The 20,924-nt window shown below is 71.6% G+C and carries 20 protein-coding genes and 1 tRNA gene; 8 read left to right on the top strand and 13 right to left on the bottom strand.

What is annotated here, in order from left to right; genetic code table 11:
• Positions 1–71: 71 nt before the first annotated feature.
• A complete protein-coding gene (locus tag P3T37_RS22800; RefSeq protein WP_280725649.1) occupies positions 72–1,019 on the bottom strand; it encodes a MauE/DoxX family redox-associated membrane protein in 948 nt (315 codons plus the stop codon).
• 127 nt (positions 1,020–1,146) lie between these two features.
• Positions 1,147–1,974, bottom strand: coding sequence for a polyprenyl diphosphate synthase (gene uppS, locus P3T37_RS22795; protein ID WP_280725648.1), 828 nt, complete (start codon positions 1,972–1,974; stop codon positions 1,147–1,149).
• A gap of 275 nt (positions 1,975–2,249) precedes the next feature.
• Between uppS and P3T37_RS22790 the strand changes: the two genes are divergently transcribed.
• From P3T37_RS22790 to P3T37_RS22765, 6 genes are all read left to right on the top strand, one after another.
• Positions 2,250–3,275, top strand: coding sequence for a hypothetical protein (locus tag P3T37_RS22790; protein ID WP_280725647.1), 1,026 nt, complete (start codon positions 2,250–2,252; stop codon positions 3,273–3,275).
• Between the two features lie 143 nt (positions 3,276–3,418).
• Positions 3,419–4,480, top strand: a complete 1,062-nt coding sequence (locus P3T37_RS22785; RefSeq protein ID WP_280725646.1) for a polyprenyl synthetase family protein — start codon at positions 3,419–3,421, stop codon at positions 4,478–4,480.
• A 634-nt stretch (positions 4,481–5,114) separates the two neighbouring features.
• Complete coding sequence (locus P3T37_RS22780; RefSeq protein WP_280725645.1) at positions 5,115–5,312, top strand: hypothetical protein; 198 nt, start codon at positions 5,115–5,117, stop codon at positions 5,310–5,312.
• A gap of 173 nt (positions 5,313–5,485) precedes the next feature.
• The gene (locus P3T37_RS22775) at positions 5,486–6,265 is read left to right on the top strand and encodes an HAD-IIA family hydrolase (protein WP_280725644.1); all 780 of its coding nucleotides are present in this window, start codon (positions 5,486–5,488) and stop codon (positions 6,263–6,265) included.
• A gap of 119 nt (positions 6,266–6,384) precedes the next feature.
• Positions 6,385–7,104 (top strand): uracil-DNA glycosylase, encoded by a 720-nt coding sequence (locus tag P3T37_RS22770; RefSeq protein WP_280725643.1) that lies wholly within the window; start codon positions 6,385–6,387, stop codon positions 7,102–7,104.
• Positions 7,105–7,180: 76 nt separating this feature from the next.
• A complete protein-coding gene (locus P3T37_RS22765; RefSeq protein ID WP_280725642.1) occupies positions 7,181–8,077 on the top strand; it encodes an alpha/beta hydrolase in 897 nt (298 codons plus the stop codon).
• Between the two features lie 28 nt (positions 8,078–8,105).
• Here P3T37_RS22765 and P3T37_RS22760 read toward each other — a convergent pair whose 3' ends face one another.
• The 3 genes from P3T37_RS22760 to P3T37_RS22750 all read right to left on the bottom strand — a co-directional run bounded on the left by P3T37_RS22760 (position 8,106) and on the right by P3T37_RS22750 (position 11,884).
• Positions 8,106–9,389 (bottom strand): hypothetical protein, encoded by a 1,284-nt coding sequence (locus P3T37_RS22760; protein WP_280725641.1) that lies wholly within the window; start codon positions 9,387–9,389, stop codon positions 8,106–8,108.
• Between the two features lie 248 nt (positions 9,390–9,637).
• Positions 9,638–10,240 (bottom strand): VTT domain-containing protein, encoded by a 603-nt coding sequence (locus tag P3T37_RS22755; protein ID WP_280725640.1) that lies wholly within the window; start codon positions 10,238–10,240, stop codon positions 9,638–9,640.
• A 369-nt stretch (positions 10,241–10,609) separates the two neighbouring features.
• Positions 10,610–11,884 (bottom strand): multidrug effflux MFS transporter, encoded by a 1,275-nt coding sequence (locus tag P3T37_RS22750; RefSeq protein ID WP_280725639.1) that lies wholly within the window; start codon positions 11,882–11,884, stop codon positions 10,610–10,612.
• Between the two features lie 107 nt (positions 11,885–11,991).
• Here P3T37_RS22750 and P3T37_RS22745 point away from each other — a divergent pair, with 107 nt between their 5' ends.
• Positions 11,992–13,068 (top strand): LLM class flavin-dependent oxidoreductase, encoded by a 1,077-nt coding sequence (locus P3T37_RS22745; RefSeq protein WP_280725638.1) that lies wholly within the window; start codon positions 11,992–11,994, stop codon positions 13,066–13,068.
• A 3-nt stretch (positions 13,069–13,071) separates the two neighbouring features.
• Here the strand turns inward: P3T37_RS22745 and P3T37_RS22740 are convergent, their stop codons facing one another.
• From P3T37_RS22740 to P3T37_RS22730, 3 genes are all read right to left on the bottom strand, one after another.
• The gene (locus P3T37_RS22740; protein ID WP_280725637.1) at positions 13,072–15,069 is read right to left on the bottom strand and encodes a GGDEF domain-containing phosphodiesterase; all 1,998 of its coding nucleotides are present in this window, start codon (positions 15,067–15,069) and stop codon (positions 13,072–13,074) included.
• 348 nt (positions 15,070–15,417) lie between these two features.
• Entirely contained in the window at positions 15,418–15,843 is a 426-nt protein-coding gene (locus P3T37_RS22735; protein WP_280725636.1) for an OsmC family protein, read from the bottom strand.
• 76 nt (positions 15,844–15,919) lie between these two features.
• On the bottom strand, positions 15,920–16,687 hold the full coding sequence (locus P3T37_RS22730; RefSeq protein ID WP_280725635.1) for a VOC family protein: 768 nt from the start codon (positions 16,685–16,687) through the stop codon (positions 15,920–15,922).
• 223 nt (positions 16,688–16,910) lie between these two features.
• Here P3T37_RS22730 and P3T37_RS22725 point away from each other — a divergent pair, with 223 nt between their 5' ends.
• Positions 16,911–17,261 carry a chorismate mutase gene (locus P3T37_RS22725; protein WP_280725634.1) on the top strand — a complete coding sequence of 117 codons (351 nt, stop codon included), beginning with the start codon at positions 16,911–16,913 and terminating at the stop codon, positions 17,259–17,261.
• Here P3T37_RS22725 and P3T37_RS22720 read toward each other — a convergent pair.
• From P3T37_RS22720 to P3T37_RS22700, 5 genes are all read right to left on the bottom strand, one after another.
• Positions 17,258–18,247: a DMT family transporter gene (locus tag P3T37_RS22720; RefSeq protein WP_280725633.1), complete on the bottom strand. Its 990-nt coding sequence runs from the start codon at positions 18,245–18,247 to the stop codon at positions 17,258–17,260. The two genes, P3T37_RS22725 and P3T37_RS22720, sit on opposite strands and share 4 nt — an antisense overlap.
• A gap of 59 nt (positions 18,248–18,306) precedes the next feature.
• Positions 18,307–19,515 (bottom strand): histidine kinase, encoded by a 1,209-nt coding sequence (locus P3T37_RS22715; protein WP_280725632.1) that lies wholly within the window; start codon positions 19,513–19,515, stop codon positions 18,307–18,309.
• An 87-nt stretch (positions 19,516–19,602) separates the two neighbouring features.
• On the bottom strand, positions 19,603–19,905 hold the full coding sequence (locus P3T37_RS22710) for a hypothetical protein (protein WP_280725631.1): 303 nt from the start codon (positions 19,903–19,905) through the stop codon (positions 19,603–19,605).
• Between the two features lie 197 nt (positions 19,906–20,102).
• Positions 20,103–20,176, bottom strand: a tRNA-Lys gene (locus P3T37_RS22705).
• Positions 20,177–20,227: 51 nt separating this feature from the next.
• Positions 20,228–20,878, bottom strand: a complete 651-nt coding sequence (locus P3T37_RS22700; RefSeq protein ID WP_280725628.1) for a LysE family translocator — start codon at positions 20,876–20,878, stop codon at positions 20,228–20,230.
• Positions 20,879–20,924 lie beyond the last annotated feature (46 nt).

Genomic DNA, 20,924 nt, shown 5'->3' with positions numbered 1-20,924 from the left:
CGTGTCCTGAAGGGTTGACCTGGAACCAGACACTCATGGTCTGCGACTATCCGCGGTGACGGCCGGTGCGGTCACCGGGTGGCTGCCAGCAGTTCCCTGATCTGAACCGGGCCGGCCGCCACCGGCCCGGCTATGCGCCCGTCGGCGTCGACGGGTACCGCGTAGGGGGTGCCACGCACCAGGTATCGTGCGGCGACCTCGTTGCCGCGCTGCACCAGGTACCGGGTGATCCCGTACTGCTCCTCCCACAACCGGTTGTCCGGCAAGGTTCCTGTGCCGATGACCGTGATCTGGTAGGCGGCATCCGGTTTGGCGGCCCACACCGGCAGTTCCCCGGCGATCATCCGGCACGGGGCACACTCGGGATGCAGGAACACCAGAATCTGCCCGCGGCCCGTGGCGAGCAGCCCGGCCAGGGTCGAGGGCGTCTCGGCGGAGGCCGGAAGGTCGAACTCCGGGGCCAGCGCGCCCACCGGAAGCCCGACGGGCGCCGCGAGCGGCGGGGCCGGTTGCCGACGCAGCTCGCGCAGCACCAGGCCCTGCCACAACTGCACCGCGCCTAGGCCCACCCCCACCGCGAGCGCGACACTCGGGCCCGCAGGCGGTCGCGGGAGCGCCGCACCTGCCCACCACGCACCCGCGCCCACTGCGATCAGCAGGCCGTTGCGCACCAGCGTCCACGGCCCGACCGGCTCCGCGCTCAGCGTGCCGAAGCACGCGCACACCGGCCGATGACCCCGAGCCAGGTGGACCGCCACGACTACGCTGAAGGCCGCCAGCAGCAGCACCCCGCCAGCCGCCGCGCTCGACGCCGTCTGCGAGACCAGCACCCCGGCGGCCACCACGGCCTCCACGCTGGGCAACGCCCACGCCACCGGCGGCACCCACGGCTGCGGCACCCCGAACCCGGCCACCGCGGCCCGCGCCTGCGCCCTGCCTGTCAGCTTCCCGAAAGCTGCCGAGGCGAACACTGCGGCGAACGCCAGCCGCGCCAGCCACCCCGCACACTCACCGATCATGTCAGCCAGCCTTCCACACGCCGAAGCTTGCTCAGACGCCTGAGAGGGCGTCACCCGTGAAGTAGCGGCCAGCCAGTGCCGCAGTTGCCCGCGTGCGTGGAGGAGGCGTGTGGGTGATCGGTGGCCGCTATTGCGCGATGGGTGATCCGCCGAACCGCCGATTGCGGTGCGTGTAGGTGTCGATCGCCTCCCAGAGGTGCTGACGGGTGTAGTCCGGCCACAGGTGGGGCGAGAATTCGATTTCGGCGTAGGCACTTTGCCAGAGCATGAAATTGGACAGTCGTTGCTCGCCGCCGGTGCGGATGAGCAAGTCGACGTCCGGGAGGCCCGCGGTGAGCATGAAGCGGCCCAGTGTGGTCTCGTCCAGATCCTCTGCGTGCAGCTGGCCGGTTTGCGCCTGGTGCATGGCAGTTCGGGCTGCCTGGACGATGTCCGCGCGTCCTCCGTAGTTGAAGCACAGGTTGCAGGTGATCGCGGTGCCCGAGGCGGTGACCGCTTCCAGCATGTGCAGGGATTCGACCAGGTCGTCGGGCATCCCCTCAGGCAGGCCGCACCATCGGAACCGGATCCCGCGGGTGAGGATCTCGCCGATCCGTTCTTGGGCGCCGTCTTTGCAGCACTGGAGCAGCCCTGTGACCTCGTCAGTGGAACGCTGCCAGTTCTCGCTGGAGAAGGCGAACACCGACAGGTTCGTCACACCGATCGCCAGTGCGCCGTCCACGATCTCGAACATCCTGGCCAGGGCTGTGCGGTGGCCTTCGGAGCGGGCGAGCCCGCGTTGTTCGGCCCATCTGCCGTTGCCATCCATCACCAGGGCGACATGTGCCGGGATCCGGTCGGGCGGCAACGTCGGCATCTCGGCATCCGGTACGCCAGACGGCGTCGCACCTCCGTTTTCGTCTTCGCCGGCACAATGCCGGCCGCTTGCTGCGCTCTCCACAGGAAGAGTGCCCACTGCCCACCTCCGTTGACCGCCCGCGTGGACTGAGGCGCGATCACCCCGGTCACCAATCGCGTAAGTAGTGCCCACCGTGACCGGCGACAAATCACACACTAATGAGTGGCTGGGTTGCCGGTGTCACACGGGTGCGATGGGGCATTGATGGCTGCGAGGCAGTCGTTGCCGGCCATAGATCTCAGCGGGTCCTCGCCGCCTTGAATCCGCGGTGTATCGCGCCGAGGCGTTTCATCCGCCGCTGTGCTGGACAGGACAGGGAAGGCGAAATAACCGTGCCCGAGCGCTTGGCCCTTATTGAGGTCCCGATTCCAATGCTGACGCGTCGTCTGCCGCGCCCGTGTCCCTACCCGGATGCGGAGGCCGTGCGGTCGGCGGCCGAGGCGTTCTGGTCCACACCTGGGGCTCACCGGCTGCTTCCCGCCGCCTCGGCCTATGCCGACTACCAGGCGCAGCGGGCCTTCGAGTTCACTTACTGGTCCTATCCGACGCTCAAGAAGGCGCGGTTGGCGCTGGTTGTGGCGATCAACGAGTTCGCGTACGCCACCGACTTCGTGTTCGATGATATCGACGGCGGCGAGGCCGCCGGCCACGGCCTTGCCGGCTACATCGATGTCTTCGCCGGCCTCGCGGCCCAGGCCCAGGCGCTGCTTTCCCCGCGGCAGTATGAGCGTCTGATGGTCGCGGTGGCCGAAGCCTTCGACCATATCGGCAAACAGCGTGATGCCTCTGTCCGCGAGCAATCCAGTGGGGAGATCTACGACAGGCACCTGAATTCGGGCTGGATCTGGGTGGCCGAGTTGATCCTCGAGTTGGCCATCGGCGTCGATCTCTCCGCCTACCTCGACTCGGACAGCCTGCTGCGGCAGTACTACCATGCGGGCTGCTCGGCGGGTGTACTCGTCAACGACATCTTCTCGCTGCGCAAGGAGTACTACAGCGGCGCAGGGCGCTTCAACGTCGTCCCCGCCCTGGCACGAGAGCGCGGCATCAGCTTCGCCGACGCGGTCACTGCGGTTGCCCAGTGGACGCTGCGCGAGGAACAACGCTGCTACGAGCTGCGCGACCGCCTCCTGGCCAGCCCGGCGGGATCCGATCCCGGCGTGCGCGCGTTCATCACCGCCTTCGAATACTGGTTGGCGGGCAACCTCCACTGGAGCCGGCTCACCCCCCGCTACCACGGGAAGGGATTCGAATACGACGGCACCACCGAGGGAACCATGGTTCTTCACCCCGAGCGGACCATCTACGTGCCCGTCGGCTCCGACGAAGCCTCAGCGGGGGCACCGCAAACGCCATGACAAGCACGCACCCGAGCCAGGCGGCCCACACCGCCTCACCCCGCGCCAGGCGCAAGGTCGAGTTCGACCAGCGGCGGTTGCGTCTGTCCGCAGGCCGGCCAGAACCGGACCAAAGGTCCCCACGAGCAGATGAGAGGATCGTCATGCCCCACCCGCCGCAGGTCGGCACCTGCGACCCATCTCAGGCTCCCGACCAAGCGGGCGGGTACCGGCTCACGCTGCGGGCCCGCCGTGATGAGTTGGGGGCCGAGGCCGAGCGGCGCTGGCGCGGCGAACAGGACGAGCCGGAGACGATCTGTCGTCACGCGCTGCTCCCGGCGGGCAAGCTCGTGCGCCCGCTGCTGTGTCTGGAGTCGGCGACCGCAGTGGGCGGCACGGCCGCACAGGTGGTGCCGGCCGCACTCGGCATCGAAGGCGGTCATGTGGCCAGCCTGATCCACGACGACATCATCGACGGGGACGACACCCGGCGTGGCCGACCCTCCGTGCAACATCAGTTCGGGATCGACCGTGCGATCCTGGCCGGGGACAGGCTGATCTTCTCGATGTTCCAAGGTCTGGCCGAATGCCAGGACCGGGGCGTCGCCACCGAGCGGATCGTCCAGGCTTTGGGTGTCTTCGCCGAAATGGGGGCGGACCTGTGTCGTGGCGCGATGGTCGAGTTGGCGCTGTGCGGTGACGCCTCCAGCACGGTGGAGGGCTACCTCACCATGACCCGGCTCAAGACCGCGGCCGGGATCCGGGGCGCGTGCCAGGTCGGGGCGATCCTGGGAGGCGGCACATCCGAGGAAGTCCATGCCCTCGGCGTCTACGGAGACCAACTCGGCACCGCCTTCCAGATCCACGACGACCTGCTGCCCTACGACCACGACAGTCCCGCCACAGGCAAGCCGGGGACCAGCGACTTGCGCAATCGCCGTCCTACACTCCCGATCCTGCTGGCCTACCAGGCAGCGCAGGCCGGCGACCGCGACGTCATCGAGCAGATGCTGGCCGGGTTCCTCAGCCCGGACACGGCACACGGCCAGATCCGCGAGGTGGTCCACCGCACCGGTGCTATGACTGCCGCTCGCCGCATGGCCCGACAACACATCGGCCACGCCCGCGATGCGCTCGCCGCCTTGCCGGCCACGCCTAGTCGCACGCGGTTGGCGCTCCTCGCCGACGACGTGATCCGAAACGGGCACAGATCTTCCGATGGTTGACCGCGGTCAGCCCGGAGGGCGCACCAGGAGTCGGGCGAACTCAAAGATGGCAGCCCTCTCCGACTCGATCGTCGTGTCGTCGACCCGACCCCGAGGCTGGCGCGCGGGCAAGTGGTGCTTGGACGCCGGGTAGTTCGGGACCACCCGGGCAGGGAAGGGCTGGGGCCCCAGTGCGGATCACCGACCAAACTTTCGTACAGCCCCTCGACGACTTTGGGTACGGTCCCGATGGTCTTCCCCCGGGGCAGGCCCCGGAGTTGTCCGTGGGCCCTGCCCGCGAGGAGTGGCCGGTGGCGGCGAACGCGATCACTCAAGGTTCACCGGGACGTCCCGGTGACGGCACCGATATCTGCTGCGGTGGCGCCGGGGCCAGGCGGCGGGTGAGGTGTCCTAGCGCGAGGAGGGCGAAGACATCCAACGACGTGATGGACCAGCCAGCAACCGGCGCGGTCGCCGCACAGGGACAGCACCGCGGCTGACCGTCCGGTCGGCTGCCGACGGGCAACGAACCCCTTACTCGCGCTGGGGACAGGCCCGTGGCCTGGCGCTATGTCAACCAACTCAAGGTCCAACGCCGAGGAGGGCTCTGGCCCTTGTGTCGGCGGCGAGAATGTCGGCCGGGCTGGGCGCTGTGGTGACGACAGCAGGGGTGGTCGCGAAGGCGAAGATCGAGGCCCTGGCCGAGGTCCGCAAGGCCGAGATTGAGGCCGAGACGCGTCGGCTGGAGATCACCGAGGACACGAGGCGCGAGCAGATGCGGTTGCAGGCCGGCCAGCCGTCTCCCGAACCGGCCGAGGGTGGCCTTGAGGCTACGTGGAGTAACTGCACGTAGCAGTCGAACTGGGTGGTCAGGAGCGGCTGAGGGGGTGTGCGGTGGGGCCGTTGCTGGTGGGCGCGACTACGCTGGTCCGCGTTGGGGCAGCCAGTGGTGCCCGGTCGGCCGACGGTGTCCGGTCCGGAGCGATGTGCAAGATCGTTTCAGAATCAGATCTAGGAGACACCTACGTGGCAGAGCGCAAGCCCATCGAGTCCTGGCTGACCGACATGGACGGGGTCCTCATCCACGAGGGCACGCCGATCCCCGGGGCCGACGAGTTCCTCCGCCGGCTCAAGGAGTCCGGCAAGCCGTTCCTGGTGCTCACCAACAACTCCATCTACACCCCGCGCGACCTGGCCGCCCGGCTGGCCGGGATGGGCCTGGAGGTGCCGGAGGAGTGCATCTGGACCTCGGCGCTGGCGACCGCCAAGTTCCTGGCCGGGCAGCGCCCGGGCGGCACCGCCTACGTGATCGGCGAGGCCGGCCTGACCACCGCGCTGTACCAGGTCGGCTACGTGCTCACCGACAGCAACCCGGACTACGTGGTGCTCGGCGAGACCCGCACCTACAGCTTCGAGGCGCTGACCAAGGCGATCCGGCTGATCAACAACGGCGCCCGGTTCATCTGCACCAACCCGGACGAGACCGGCCCGTCGCCCGAGGGCGTGCTGCCGGCCACCGGCTCGGTCGCCGCGCTGATCACCAAGGCGACCGGTGTGGACCCGTACTTCGTCGGCAAGCCCAACCCGCTGATGATGCGTGAGGCGCTGAACACCGCGGGAGCCCACTCGGAGAGCGCGGTGATGATCGGCGACCGGATGGACACCGACATCGTGGCGGGCATGGAGGCGGGTATGGAGACCGTGCTGGTGCTGACCGGGCTCACCGCGGCCGCCGACGTCGAGCGGTTCCCGTACCGGCCGACCCGGGTGGTCGACTCGATCGCGGACCTGATCGACCTGGTCTGACCCGGTCCCGGCGTCCCGCCCCTTTTGGGCCGTTGTCGGTGCCGCTGTGTACCGTGCGTGGTGCAAGAAGGGGCGGGGCTCGCGGGCCTGCGCCGTCGGGTTGGCGGAAGGTTGATGTGGTGACCGAGGTTGCTGAGTTGGGCACGGATGCGGGCACGGAGCTGGTGCTGCCGAAGTCCTGGCGCGAGGTGCTGGCGGCGGAGGTGCAGCAGCCGTACTTCGCCGCGCTGACCGACTTCCTGGCGGCCGAGCGGGCCGAGCGGCAGATCTTCCCGCCGCGCGGCCAGGTGTTCTCGGCCCTGGAGGCGACGGCCTACCAGGACGTCCGCGTGCTGGTGCTCGGCCAGGACCCGTACCACGACGACGGCCAGGCTCACGGCATGAGCTTCTCGGTCCTGCCGGGGACGAAGACGCCGCCCTCGCTGCGCAACATCTTCAAGGAGCTGAACGCCGACCTCGGCGTGCCCGTGCCGGACAACGGCTACCTGATGCCGTGGGCCGAGCAGGGCGTGCTGCTGCTCAACGCGGTGCTGACGGTCCGTGCGCACGAGGCCAACTCGCACAAGGGCAAGGGCTGGGAGAAGTTCACCGACGCGGTCATCAAGGCGGTCAGCGACCGGGCCGAGCCGTGTGTCTTCGTGCTGTGGGGCAACTACGCGAAGAAGAAGCTGCCGCTGATCGACACCGAGCGGCACGTGGTGGTGCAGGGGGCGCACCCGTCGCCGCTGTCGGCCAAGCTGTTCCACGGCAGCAAGCCGTTCTCGCAGATCGACGCGGCGCTGGACGGCTTCGGCCAGGAGCCGCTGGACTGGAACCTCCCGAGCGCGGGCACGATCTGAGGGACCGTCACCCTGTCGCGGGCGGCGGAGTCGAACTAGGGTTTGACGCACAGGACGTCGCCGCCCGTTCCAGGAGTTGATCGCCGTGCCGCAGTACGAGGAGTCCAGCGTCGCGGTGCCCGGCGGGGAGCTCGCGGTACTCCGCTGGCCCGCCGCCGACCCGGCTGCCCCGACCGTGCTGGCCCTGCACGGGGTCACCGGCAACGCGGCGGCCTGGAGCGGGGTGGCCGGCCACCTGGAGGGCCGGGTGACGCTGGTCGCGCCCGACCTGCGCGGGCGCGGGGCCAGTCGCGAGGTGGGCGGCCCGTTCGGCCTGGCCCGGCACGCGGACGACGCCGCCGCGCTGATCGAGTCGCTGGGGATCGGCCCGGTGCTGCTGGCCGGCCACTCGATGGGGGCCTGGGTCGCCGCGCTCACCGCCGTCCGGCACCCCGAACTGGTCGCCCGGGTCCTGCTGGTGGACGGCGCGGTCACCCTCCCGCTGCCCGCGGCGGCGGTGATGGAGGAGGCGCTGGTCGAGATCCTCGGTCCCGCGCTGGCCAGGCTGTCGATGACCTTCGCCAACCGGGCGGCGTACCACGCGTTCTGGCGTGAGCACCCGGCGGTCGGGCCGCTCTGGTCCCCGCTGGTCGAGGAGTTCGTCGACCGGGACCTGACCGGTACCGAGCCCGAACTGCGCTCCTCCTGCCTGCTGGAGGCGGTACGGGCGGACACCCGCCAGGTGCGCCTGGATCCGACGGCTGCGGCGGCGATCCGTCAACTGCCCTGCCCCGGCGAGCTGCTGTGGGCCGAGCGGGGTCTGCTGGACCAACCGCAGGGCCTGTACGACGCCCGGCGGCTCGCGGCGGCCGGCCTCGATGCCGAGCGGCTGACCGTCCGTCAGATCCCGGACACCAACCACTACTCGATCCTGCTGGGCCCGGTGGGGGCCACCGTGGTCGCCGAACGCCTGCTGGCGACGGCCGGCCGATAGCCGGGCCGACGCCAGCAGGTCGGAGGGCTCAGGAGGTCGGGGTGGCCGCCGCGCCCTGGACGCCGAGGAAGCTGTTCCAGCCGCCGGTGGGCGCCTGGCCGACGTTCAGCGTGCGGAGCTTGCGCAGCGTCGAGTCGTCCTGCACCTCCAGCCACTCCACCAGCTGGCGGAACGACACCAGCCGGACGTCCGGCTTGCCGGCGACGTACTTCAGGGTCGCCTCGACGGCGTCCATGTAGATGCCGCCGTTCCACTGCTCGAAGTGGTTGCCGACGAAGAACGGCGCCCGGTTGGTGGTGTAGGCCCGGTCGAACCCGGCCTGGTAGGCCGCGGCCGCCTCGCTGCGCCAGGTGTCGTACTTGCCGGGGTCGCCCTTGGTGCTGCCGGCCGACTGGTTGGCGAGGATGTTGTAGTCCATCGAGAGCACCTGGAAGGTGTGCCCGGGGAAGGGTATGGACTGCAGCGGGAAGTCCCAGAGCGCGCCGTTCTGCACCTTCTGCGGCCACATCTGCAGCCCGCCCGGCGAGCTGGCGTCGTACTTCCAGCCCATCTTGGCAGCGGTCGGCAGCAGCGTCTTCTGCCCCTCCAGGCACGGGGTCCGGCCGCCGATCAGCTCCTTCTTGTAGTCGAAGGGCAGCGGCGGCAGGTCGGCGAAGCCGGTGTTGGTCTTCCAGTTGGTGACGAAGGAGATCGCCTGGTCGATCTCGCTCTGCCAGTCGTCCGAGGACCACTTGTTGACGCCGTTGCCGCCCGGCCGGCTGGAGCAGAAGTGGCCGTTGAAGTGCGTGCCGATCTCGTGGCCCGCCAGCCACGCCTGGCTGACCAGCTTGATCGTGTTGCGTATGGCGCCGTCCGACAGGTACGGGATGTCCGAGGCGCCCACCGAGTGCTGCGGCGGGTGGTAGAGGTCGGTCTTGGTCTTCGGCAGGGTGTAGATGCCGGAGAGGAAGAACGTCATGGACGCCTTGTACTGCTCGGCGAGCTTGAGGAACCGCGGGAACTGGTTGTCGTCGGTGGCCCCGGCGCCGTCCCAGGAGAAGACCACGAACTGCGGGGGCTGCTCGCCCGGCTTCAGCTTCTCGGGCTTGGGCTGGTTGGGCTGCGCGCCGGTGTCGGAGGTCGAGCCGTCACCGATCGGGGTGGCCTTGGCCGACGGCTGTCCGGGGTCCGAGCTGGTGCCGTTGCCGGCCGGGGTGCGGGCGTCGGATCCCGAGCCGGCTGTACTGGTGGCACTGCCGCACGCCGCGACGGCTCCCAGGGCCGCGGTGGCTGCGGTGGCGCTCAGCACGGTCCTGCGCGAGATGTGGCTCATCGTCTCCCCTGCCGGGTTGAGCCCGGCTCACCGATGCGGGTCGCGGTGAGTGGCGGGCCATTTCGGGCACTTTTATAATGATTTCTCAATCAGGATGTCATGGAGACCTGGTTGGATTCCAGCAACCGTCCCCACACTCGGGCATGACGAGCCGACTGTCCGGAACGGCTCCACGGACAGGTGTTCTGTTGCAGTCCTGAGACAACTCCGCCCGCAACCCTCGGGCGGCAAGTCGGACGATCAGACGCTCACGCGGATATCGAGGCCAGCTGCCGGCTGCGGCGCACCAGGCGGGCGACGGCGGCGCTGATCGAGGTCGCGGCCGCGCAGGAGACCGCCAGGCTCAGCCAGGCGGTGTTGAACCAGTGACTGTCCAGCCAGCCCAGCGTGACGATGTACGCAGCCCAGACCAGGGCCGCCAGCGCCGACCAGCGCAGGAAGCGGCTCGGCTGGCTGGGGGAGTGGCCCATCGCGAGGTCCAGCACCGTGCGACCGCCCGGCACGAAGCGCGCGACGATCACCATCACGGCGGCCGCCCGGCTGGTCCGGCCGTCCAGCGACTGCTGCACCCGCCGCACGCTGGCGGCGAGTTTGGGGCGCCCGTCGATCCGCCGGCGCAGGAAGGGCGCGCCGCGGCGGGCCATCGTGAGCAGCAGCACATCGCCCAGGAAGGACGCGACGGCGACCGCGCCGGCCAGCAGCACCGGGGCGCCGTCGATCCGGGAGGTCTTCAGCACCGCGAGGATCACCAGCGTGCCGCTGGGCAGGAAAGGGAGGAAGGCGTCGCCGAGAACGGCCACGAGCGCCAGGACGCAGAACCATGACGAGCTGACGAGCTGTGCGCTGTTCAAGTTCGTACTCCCTCCACACCGCCCGGGGGAGAACAGGTGGCTTGAGATCACAACGCTAGCGGCTGTTCATTCCATGCCATCGGGCACCCCCCATGTGGCGGGGGTCACCGGTTGCAGTCAGGGAGTCGACGTGCGGTGGCCGCACAAAGCGTGAGCCCCTGCACCGGGGTTTCCGGTGCAGGGGCTCACGGGGGTCGGTCGGAACTGGTCCAGTCCTCGGCCTTGCTGAGGAGTAAGGGGCGCTGGTTGGCGCTTCCTTGCTGGTGATCAGCCTGCCGGACACGACCCGCCGTGCGCGACCCTCCGCGCTGGCGAGTTCCGGCGCTGGCGTGATCCCGCCATCACGCAGGGGAGTCGGCGCAGCTCGGTCTAGGTTCGCAGCGGGTCGGGGACCGACTGCCAGGGGCGGCAGAGCAGGACGAACGAGCCCAGCGCGAGCAGCGCCGACCCCAGGATCACGGCGGCCATCGGTAGCGCGCTGTCCTGCCCGCCGAGGCCCACCAGGGCGGGCGCGATCGCGCCGGTCAGGAACTGCAGGGTGCCGAGCAGCGCGGAGGCGGTGCCGGCCGCGTGCGGGGCCCGTTGCAGGGCCAGCGCCGAGCTCGGCGGTGTCACCACGCCCAGCGAGCCGGCCATCACGAAGAGCCCGGCGGTCAGCCCGGTGAGCCCGGCGTGCCAGACCGTCGCCATCAGGACCAGCACGGCGCCGGAGAGCGTGAGCATCAGCACGCCGGCCAGCTGGATCCGGTGGCTCGGGAAGCGTCCCAGCAGCAGTCGGCCGGTGACCTGCGACATGCCCACCAGCCCGGTCTCCACCAGGGCGAAGAGCAGGCTGTAGGTCTGCGCGGACCCGTGGTAGAGGTCCTGCACCACGTAGGGCGACGCGGCGATGAAGGCGAACAGCGCCCCGAAGCCGAAGGCGATGCTCAGCAGGTAGCCGCTGAAGAGCCGGTCGGCCAGCAGGCCGCGGAAGGTCCGCAGGGTGTCCGGCAGCCCGCCCCGGCGCCGCCGGGCCGCCGGTAGCGTCTCGCGGACCAGGACGGCGGAGGCCAGCAGGATCACCAGTCCGAGCCCGGCCAGCACCATGAACACCCCGCGCCAGGAGGTGAATCGCAGCAGCTGGCCGCCGAGCACCGGCGCCAGCAGCGGCGCAGCGCCCGAGACGAGCATCAGCGTGGAGGCGAACCGGGCCGCCGCCAGTCCGTCGAACAGGTCGCGCACCACCGCGCGGGAGATCACGATCCCGGCGGCGCCCGACAGCCCCTGCACCACCCGGCAGGCGATCAGCACCCGGACGTCGGTGGCGAACGCGCAGACCGCCGTGGACAGCACGTACAGGGCGAGCCCGATCAGCAGCGGGCGGCGCCGGCCCAGCGCGTCGCTCAGCGGTCCGGCCACCAGCTGGCCGAGCGCCAGGCCCACCAGACAGGCCGTCAGGGTGAGTTGCACCAGGGTGTCGCTGGTGTGCAGGCCGACGGTGATCCGGGGCAGCGACGGCAGGTACATGTCCATCGAGAGCGGCGCCAGGGCGCTCAGCGAGCCGAGGACGAGGGTCAGCAGCAGTCCGACCCGCTGGACAGCGGGCATGGGTATCGCGGTGGTGGCGGTGGGCGCGGCGGTGGCGGCGGGAGAAGGCTCGGGCACGGGCCCACGGTAGGCCGTGCCGGGCGGCGGGAACACAGGGCCCCGGCCCCCTGTTGTCCCCGAGCGGACAGGCGGGGATCCCGCGTACCGGCAGGAGGGCACAGGCGATGAGCACCGAGGACCAGCAGACCCGCGGCGATATCCGGGGAACCGCCCGGGGCAGCGCGCCCGCGCCGCTGTCCATTCTGGACCTGGCCCCGATCGGCGCCGGCTTCACGCCGACCCAGGCACTCGCCGCCACCACCACGCTGGCCCGCAGCGCCGAGGAGTGGGGCTACCACCGGTTCTGGGTGGCCGAGCACCACGGCATGCCAGGGGTGGCGAGTTCCTCGCCCGCCGTCCTGCTCGCCCACCTCGGCGCCAACACCCGTACGCTGCGGCTGGGTTCGGGTGGGGTGATGCTGCCCAACCACGCCCCGCTGGTGGTCGCCGAGCAGTTCGGGCTGCTGGAGGCGCTGCACCCGGGCCGGATCGACCTGGGCCTGGGGCGCGCCCCCGGCACCGACCAGGCCACCGCTCGCGCACTGCGCCGCGGCCTGGCCGACGAGGGCGCCGACGACTTCCCGCAGCAGCTCGCCGAGCTGACGCACTTCCTGGACGGCGACTTCCCCTCCGGCCACCCGTACAGCCGGCTCACCGCCGTCCCGCGCAGCGCCGAGCGGCCGCCGATCTGGCTGCTCGGGTCCTCCGGCTTCAGCGCCCAGCTGGCCGGTCGGCTCGGCCTGCCGTTCGCCTTCGCGCACCACTTCAGCGCCGCCAACACGGTGCCCGCGCTGGAGCTGTACCGCTCCAGCTTCCGGCCCTCCGCGGTGCTCGCCGAGCCGTACGCGCTGATCGGGGTCGGCGCGATCGCGGTGCCGGAGGGCGGCCGGGAGCAGGCGCGGCGGCTGGGCCGGTCCGCGGCGCTGGGGATGTTGCGGCTGCGCCAGGGCCGGCCCGGCCCGATCCCGACGCCGGAGGAGGCCGAGAGCTACGCCTACAGCCCGTCCGAGGCGGAGTTCGTGGAGTCCTGGCTCGGCAACGTCGTGCTCGGGGAGCCCGGCGAGGTGGCGGACGGCCTGGAGGGGCTGCGCAAGCGCACCGGAGCCGACGAGCTGATGGTCACCTCGCACATCCACGGCCACGAGGTGCGCCACCGCTCGTACGGCCTGATCGCCGAGGCCTACGGACTCACCGCCGCCTGATCCCTAGTGGATCCGGCCCTTGCGCAGTATCGCGGCGACCGTCTCGGCCTCGCCGGGGCGGGCGAAGTACCAGCCCTGGGCGGTGTCGCAGCCGGTCAGCCGCAGGCGCTCGGCCTGGGCGGCGCTCTCGATGCCCTCGGCGGTGACGGTCAGGCCGAGGTCGTGGGCGAGCCGGACCATCGCGGTGACGATCTGCTCGTCCGCCTCGCTGCGGCGCGAGCGGTCGTCGGGGCGGCCGGTGGGGGCCGGGTCGCGGAAGCCCTCGATGAAGGTTCCGTCCAGCTTCAGCGCGTGCACCGGCAGCCGGGACAGGTACGCCAGGTTGGAGTAGCCGGTGCCGAAGTCGTCGATGGCGATCCGGATGCCCATGTCGGCGAGCGCCTGCAGGGCCTGCAACGGGCGCCCGCCCGGGCCCAGCACGGCGCTCTCGGTGAGCTCCAGCTGGAGGAGCCTGGCGGGCAGGCCGGTGCGCTCGAGCACCTGGGCGACGTCGGCCACCACGTCGGAGTCCCAGATCTGGCGGGCCGCCAGGTTCACGCTGACGAAGGTCTCGCTGTCGGGGAACTCGGCCAGCCAGTTGCGGGCCTGCTTGCAGGACTCCTCCAGCACCCACTTGCCGAGCGGGACGATGGCCCCGGACTCCTCGGCCAGCGGGATGAAGCGGTCCGGCGAGAGCGTCCCGTAGCGCGGGTGGCGCCAGCGGACCAGAGCCTCGGCGCCGTGCACCGTGCCGTCGGCGAGGCCGATCAGCGGCTGGTACTCGACGGTGAACTCGCCGCGCTCCAGCGCCGGCCGCAGCGCGGTGGCCAGTAGCTGACGGGTCAGCTGGTGGGCGCCGCGGTCGCGGTCGTAGAGCGTCCAGCGGGCCCGGCCGTCGGCCTTGGACCAGTAGAGCGTCGCGTCGGCGTCCTTCACCAGGTCGGTCGGACTGGTCGAACTGACGGGCCGTTCGACCACGCCGACGCTGGCGGTGACCACCAGGCGGTGGCCGGCCACGTCGAAGGGCTGGTCCAGGACGGCCAGCAACTGGCCTGCCAGCGTGGTGAGCTGGCCGCTGTTCTCACTGTCGGCGACCAGGACGGCGAACTCGTCGCCGCCGAGGCGGGCCACCAGGTGCCCGTCGCCCTGGGCGAAGCGGCGCTCCAGGCGGGCGGCGACCGCCACCAGCAGCTGGTCGCCGATGTGGTGGCCGAGCGTGTCGTTGATGGCCGCGAAGCCGTCAAGGTCGAGGTAGCAGACGCCGACCCGGCGGCCGGGGCCGGCAGCGGCCTGGACGCCGCTCGGCAGGCAGGCCGCGTCCAGCTGCTCGAAGAAGAAGGTGCGGTTGGGCAGCCGGGTGAGCGGGTCGTGCAGCGCCTCGTACTCCAGGCGGTCGCCGAGCCGGCGCTGTTCGGAGACGTCCTCGAACATGACCAGGGTGTAGAGCGGCCTGCCGTCGTCGTCACGGATCAGCGAGATGGTGACGTTGCTGAACACCGCCCGGGCCGGGTCGCGGTGTTTGAGCTGCTTCTCCACCCTGACCCGGTCGCGCTCGCCGGCCACCAGCTCGCGGTAGAGCCGCTGGGGGGTGTCCTCGGGGTCGATGATGTCGTAGATGTGCATCCGCACCAGGTCGGCGACCTCGCGGCCGATCATGGTGGCGAAGACCGGGTTGGCCTCGATGACGCAGTCGTCGGAGTCGATCAGCGCCATGCCGATGCCAGCGTCGGCGAAGGCGGCCCGGAACCGGGACTCGCTGGCGCGCAGGGCGGCGAGCAGCTGGTCGGTCTCGGTGCAGCCGGTGCCGCCGCGGGAGGTGGCGTGCGCGTCCGCGGCCGCCACGGCGCCGACCCGGGCCAGGGCGGGGCTGCGGCCGATGTCCAGGGGCTTGGCGCAGGTGGGGCAGAGCGCGAGCGGCAGGGCCGGTCCCGGCGCCGGGCGGGCGTCGTCCGCGGGTACGGCCAGTGCGTCCGGCGCCACGGAGCGCAGTCGGCCGTCCAGTCCTACGGTAGGGTCGATCAACTCCTCGCGCCGCACCCCGTGGTGGTGTGCGTCGGCCCCTTCGTTCCGGCCCCGCACGGCACGCTCCCGTCCGCTGCTGACGCTGTCTCGGCCGGGCCCGCGCCGGGTCCGCCGACTCCCCGCACTGCTGCGAGAACTTGCGAGTGCGCCTGCTCCCCGGTATGGGGCAGGGCACTCTGGCCGATCATAAGGCGCCGGGAGAAGTGGCGGCCACAGCCGTCAGGGTGATTCGCCGGGTTTCGGGTGAAGCGGGCGGGAAACAGCCGCGCCCCTGGCGTGCGCACGTCGGTGCACGCCAGGGGCGTACGCGGGGCCGGGGCCTCGCGGGCTGGTACGGAGCGCTGCCGGTCAGGCCAGCTTGGCGGTGAGCGTGATGGTGGTGCCGGACAGCGCCTGGCTCACCGGGCAGTTGGCCTTGGCGTCCTCGGCGGCCTTCTGGAAGCCCGCCTCGTCGAGGCCGGGCACCTGGCCGGTGACGGTCAGGTGGATGCCGGTGATGCCGGTGCCGGGCTGGAACGTCACGTCGGCCTGGGTGTCCAGCTGGGTGGGCGGGGTGCCCGCGCCGGCCAGTCCGTGCGACAGCGCCATCGAGAAGCATGCGGAGTGCGCGCCGGCGATGAGCTCCTCCGGGCTGGTCTTGCCGTTCGCCTGCTCCGAGCGGGCCGGCCAGGAGACCGGGAACTCGCCGATCCCGGAGGAGACGAAGGTCACCTCGCCGGTGCCGGTGAGGAGCTCGCCCTTCCAAGCGGTGCGGGCGGTACGGGTGGTAGCCACGATCGGGTTCCTCCTGTGCTGAAGGGGACTGTCGGAGTGTCAGTTCCGGTCACGCCGACCTCAGACTACGTGGTGATCACGGCACCTGGCAGAACGTGAGCGCGGCGCCGCCGGAGTCGGTGCACACCACCATCCGACCGTACGGCGTGTCGAACGGGTCGCGCAGCACCCGGCCGCCGAGCTCGGCGACCTGGGCGGCCGCCCGGTCGGCCTCGGCCACCCCGAAGTACGTCGACCAGACGGGCTGCGGATCGGCCGTGCGGTTGCGGCCGCAGACCGGGGTGTCGGGCGCGTCCGGCAGGCGCCACTCCGTGTAGTCGAAGTCCTTGCCGTCGCCGATCTGCCGCGTCGTGTAAGCGAACAGCTCGCCGTAGAAGGCGTCCGCCGTCTCGCCGTCCGGGGTGTTGAGCTCGTTCCAGCACATCGCGCCCGCCTCGCCGATGACGGCGGCGCCGAAGTGCTCGGCGGGTTGCCACAGCCCGAAGGAGGCGCCGGAGGGGTCGAAGGCGAAGGCCATCCGGCCGGCACCCGGGATGTCGTGCGGTCCCATCACCGGCTTGCCGCCCGCATTGGCCACCTTGGCGTAGACCCCGTCGAGGTCGCTCGTCGAGAAGTAGACGTTCCACATCGTCGGCAGCTGCTCGGCGCCGGGCGGCGGGGGCATCAGCGCGGCGGCGGGACGGCCGCCGCGCAGGCACATCGTGTAGCCGCCGTACGCCGGGCCGTTGTCGTGGAACTCCCAGCCGAGGATCGGCCCGTAGAAGGCCTGGGCGCCGGCCGGATCGGAGGTGGTCAGGTCGGCCCAGCAGGGGGCGCCGTCGGGGTAGGAGTCGCGCACGGGCATGGCGGGGTGGGCCTTTCTCGCAGGGGATCCGTGCGGTCAGAATCGGGCCGGTTCTAACGGGGCGCAACCGCAGTGCGGCGGATGGTGACCGTTTGGACGGGTGTCCACATGGCGGACGATCACCGGAATCGGGGCGGGGCGGCGGGCGGCGTGCTGTTAGATTTGCTCGGCCCCAGCCAGCCCCGGCCCACCGCGCCGGGACGCCCGAACCGGAGCAGAAGCGATGACGGAGCAGCCCTCCACCGACCCGGCCTCCACCGAACCGGCCTCCACCCTGGAGGGGGTCGACGACGCCGTTCGCGCCGAGCTGGCCGGCCTGCGCCAGAGCATCGACAACATCGACGCCGCCGTGGTCCACATGCTCGCCGAGCGGTTCAAGGCCACCCAGCGGGTCGGCCGGCTCAAGGCCGAGCACAAGCTGCCGGCGGCCGATCCGACGCGCGAGCGGGACCAGATCGAGCGGCTGCGGGAACTGGCGGCGGGGGCCCACCTCGACCCGGTCTTCGCGGAGAAGTTCCTCAACTTCATCATCGCCGAGGTCATCCGCCACCACGAGGCGATCGCGCGCTCCTAGGCGCAGGGGTGCAGTGCGGCGGCTTCGGCGGGTGCCGCGGGTGCCGCGGGTGCGGGTTCCGGGGTGGAGCGGCCGAGCTGGGCGGCGAAGGCGCCTGTCAGCACCAGCGCTCCGCCCAACAGCTGCGGTGCGCCGAGGTGTTCGCCGAGCAGCACCCAGGCCAGCACGGTGGCGACCACCGCCTCCACGTTGGCGACCACCCCGGCCACCGGCGGGGAGAGGTGCCGCACCGAGACCACTCCGGTGAGGTAGGCCAGCACGGTCGCCACCAGCACCATCCAGACGGCGGGCAGCACGGCCGGTATCAGGTGCCCGTTCATCGTGACGTTCCCGGCCAGCCGACCCCAGTCGGCCTCCCACGGTCGGGTCACCGCGGTCAGCACAGCGGCGCCGATGAGCAGCCCGTACGCGCTGACCGCCAGCGGGTTGACGGGGTTGTCGCCCTGGCTGCCCGCGTCCGCGAGGACGAAGTAGACGACCTGGCAGCAGGCCGCGGCCAGCGCGAAGAGCACCCCGAGCGGGTCGAAGGTCATCCCGTTCCAGGCCTCCACCACGCAGACCAGCCCGGTCACCGCGACCGCCGCGCCGATCGCCGACCCGCGGCTGACCGGGCGCCGCTGGACCAGCCGGACGTAGCCGAGCAGCAGCAGCGGTCCGAGGTACTCGATCAGCAGTGCCACGCCGACCGGTATTCGCGAGATCGCCGCGAAGTAGCAGGCCTGCACCCCGGCGACCGCGAACACGCCGAAGCCCAGCAGCAGGCCGGGACGCCGGCGCACCACCGCGCGGTGCCGCCAGGCCACCGGCAGCAGGATCACGGCGGCGCCGGTGGCGCGGAGCCAGACCACGTGCAGCGGCGACAGGCCGGCCTCGATCAGCGGCTTCGCCGCCGTGCCGGAGCCGCCGAAGGCGCAGGCGGAGATCAGCGCGAGGGTGAGCCCGACGGCGCGACGTGAGGGGTGGGGGACTGCCGATGAGCTGCGCATCGAGGCATTGTGCCAGTTTCAACCGGTTGGTCGGGTTGGTGTCTCGGGCTGCGGCCGCTCTAGCCGAGGTCGGAGGGCCCTGGTAGCTGCCGGTCCAGCGGCAGCCGCAGGCGCACCGCGAAGCCGCCGTCCGCCTCCGGCTCGGCGCTGATCGTCCCCTTCAGCAGGGCGGCCCGCTCCCGCAGCCCCACCAGGCCGTGCCGCCCGCCCGGCAGCTCGGGGCGCTCGGCCCGCAGGTCCGGGGCGGCGTTGCACACGCTGACTCGCAGGAAGTCGGCGCCGATCTCCACCAGCACGTCGGTCCGCGCGCCCGGCGCGTGCTTGCGGACGTTGGTCAGCGCCTCCTGCACCGTCCGGTACGCGGTGCGCTCGACGGGCTCGGGCAGCGGGCGCCCGGTGTCGCCCTCGATCCGCAGCACGGCGTCCACCTCCGCCGCGGCCACCAGCCGGGGCAGGTCCGACAGCCTGGGCTGCGGGACCAGCTCGGTGGGACCGGCGCCGGCGGCCCGCAGCACCAGGATCATGCTGCGCAACTCCTCCAGCGTCGCCACCGCCAGCTTGCGCAGCGTCCCCGCGACCTCCTTGACCTGCGGATCCCGGGTCGTCACCTGGAGCGCCCCGGCCTGCACGGCGATCAGCCCCGCCTGGTGCGAGACCACGTCGTGCATCTCACGCGCGATCCGGGCGCGCTCCTCGGCGATCACCGTCTTGGCGTACAGGGCGCGCTCGTGGTCGCGCAGCACCGCCAGCTCGGCGACCCGCTCCGAGAGGTCCATCCGGGTCTGCGCGAGCAGGCCGAGCACCACCGGCCCGGTGCCCAGCATCGTCCCGTAGATGAGGTGCTGGACGATGTCGCTCGCCGACTCGTGCCCGAAGTCGGTGATCGGCCAGGGCAGGAAGCTGCCGGTTGCCACCGCGAGCGCGACCAGCCCCTTCTGCCAAGCCGGACGCCTCGTCCCGGCCACCGTGTAGGCCGCGATCATCGCGGCGATCAGCGCGTTCCCCGCGTAGAGCCCGGGCATGGTGGCGAGCAGGACGGTGAGCGGAAACCGCCGCCGCAGCACCAGCACGAGCGCCGCCACCAGCGAGACGGCGAAGTGCCAGTCACGCGGCGGCGGGAAGTTCAGCAGCGCGTCGAGCCCCGCCGTGACGACCAGCACCAGGTCCACGACCCACGCATGCCACCACCGCTGCGGACACCACACCCGGCGGACCAGCCGCCCGGCCCGGCCGCCGCCGCCCCGTGTCGGCTCTGTCTGCCTGGGCATCGTGCCACTCCCGTCCCTCGCGTCTCTCGCGAAGTCCTGCGCGACGGTACCTCAAGCGGCCGCGGGCTTCTCCGCAGCTCCGGGGGCTCAGTAGTCCCAGTGGTCGCGGCCGCTGATCAGTTTGCAGGTGATGGTGCGGTGCTGGGCGTCGATGGTGGAGAGTCCGGCGTCGGCTTCGGGGCAGAACTCGCCGGCGCGGTAGTAGTTGCCGCTGGGCGCCATGATCACGCCGGCGGGGGGTGCGGGGGCGGTGGTCGGGGCCGTGTCGCCGGTGGCGGGGTGGGTGGTGGGGGCGGGGGTCGGCTTTCTGGTGGCGGGGGCCGGCGGGGCGGTGGTCCGCTGGGGGGCCGGGGCAGTGGTGGGGGCGGCGGGCCGATCGGGGCCGCCCACTGCGGCTGGTAGCTGGGCTTGCGCGGCTTCGGGGGCTTCGTCACGGCTGCTCCGGCGGGAGAGGGGCTCGGGTGGTGCGTGCAGCCTGGCAGCGCCGTCGTCGAGGTGTGGGCGGTGTGATCAACCCGTTACGGAGAGGTGGAGGCCGGAACGACTCAGGGCCTCCTCGCTATGGCGAGGAGGCCCTGAGTCTGTTGTGCGCCGCCAGGGACTCGAACCCCGGACCCGCTGATTAAGAGTCAGCTGCTCTAACCAACTGAGCTAGCGGCGCCTGTTCAACGCGGAGAACATTACCTGATCAGCGGCCGAACGCCGAATCCGTTCAGGAGCCGCCCGCCAGGCGCAGGCCGAAGCCGACGATCGCGACGCCGGTGACCCGGTCCAGCAGCCTGCGCGCGGAGGGGCGCTGGAGCCGTACCCGCAGGGCCTGGGCGAAGGCGATCAGCACGGTCGACCAGAGCAGGCCGAGTGCGACGTGCTCGCTGGTCAGCAGGACGCCGGTAGCGAAGTGCGGTGCGCCGGCCGGGATGAACTGCGGCAGGACGGCGACGTAGAAGACGCCGACCTTGGGGTTGAGGAGGTTGGTCACGGTGCCCTGGCGCCAGCCGGCCGTCCAGGAGTCGGCAGCGGGCGGCTCGGCGGCAGGGACGTCGTCCTCGGGGGTGCTCTCGGTCGGGGAGCGGTGCCGGCTCTGCCAGAGCATCCGGCCGCCCATCCACAGCAGGTAGCAGGCGCCGCCCAACCGCAGGGCGTCGTACGCGAGATGGGAGGCGGTGAGCAGGGCCGTGACCCCGAGCGAGGTGAGCGAACCCCACAACAGGGTGCCGGTCTGGATGCCCAGGACGACGCCCCAGGCCCGGCGGCGCCGGCCGAGCGCGGCGGTGCGCAGGATGAGTGCGGTGTCCAGGCCGGGGGTGAGTGTGAGGAGCCCCACGACGAGGGCGAAGGACCACAGTGCGCTGGTGAGCGTCATGGACCGTCAGGCTAGCCGCGCGGGGTCCGGCCGCCCCGGGCGGGTG

It is taken from the genome of Kitasatospora sp. MAA4 (genome assembly GCF_029893355.1).
Classification (GTDB): Bacteria; Actinomycetota; Actinomycetes; order Streptomycetales; family Streptomycetaceae; genus Kitasatospora.
This window is presented reverse-complemented; position numbering and strand designations above follow the sequence as displayed.

Excerpts from the sequence above, each read along its gene's own strand:
- P3T37_RS22800 (WP_280725649.1), bottom strand. The coding sequence starts at position 1,019 with ATGATCGGTGAGTGTGCGGGGTGGCTGGCGCGGCTGGCGTTCGCCGCA.
- P3T37_RS22785 (WP_280725646.1), top strand. The coding sequence starts at position 3,419 with ATGCCCCACCCGCCGCAGGTCGGCACCTGCGACCCATCTCAGGCTCCC.
- P3T37_RS22760 (WP_280725641.1), bottom strand. The coding sequence starts at position 9,389 with ATGAGCCACATCTCGCGCAGGACCGTGCTGAGCGCCACCGCAGCCACC.
- P3T37_RS22745 (WP_280725638.1), top strand. The coding sequence starts at position 11,992 with ATGAGCACCGAGGACCAGCAGACCCGCGGCGATATCCGGGGAACCGCC.
- P3T37_RS22730 (WP_280725635.1), bottom strand. The coding sequence starts at position 16,687 with ATGCCCGTGCGCGACTCCTACCCCGACGGCGCCCCCTGCTGGGCCGAC.
- P3T37_RS22725 (WP_280725634.1), top strand. The coding sequence starts at position 16,911 with ATGACGGAGCAGCCCTCCACCGACCCGGCCTCCACCGAACCGGCCTCC.
- P3T37_RS22720 (WP_280725633.1), bottom strand. The coding sequence starts at position 18,247 with ATGCGCAGCTCATCGGCAGTCCCCCACCCCTCACGTCGCGCCGTCGGG.
- P3T37_RS22715 (WP_280725632.1), bottom strand. The coding sequence starts at position 19,515 with ATGCCCAGGCAGACAGAGCCGACACGGGGCGGCGGCGGCCGGGCCGGG.
- P3T37_RS22700 (WP_280725628.1), bottom strand. The coding sequence starts at position 20,878 with ATGACGCTCACCAGCGCACTGTGGTCCTTCGCCCTCGTCGTGGGGCTC.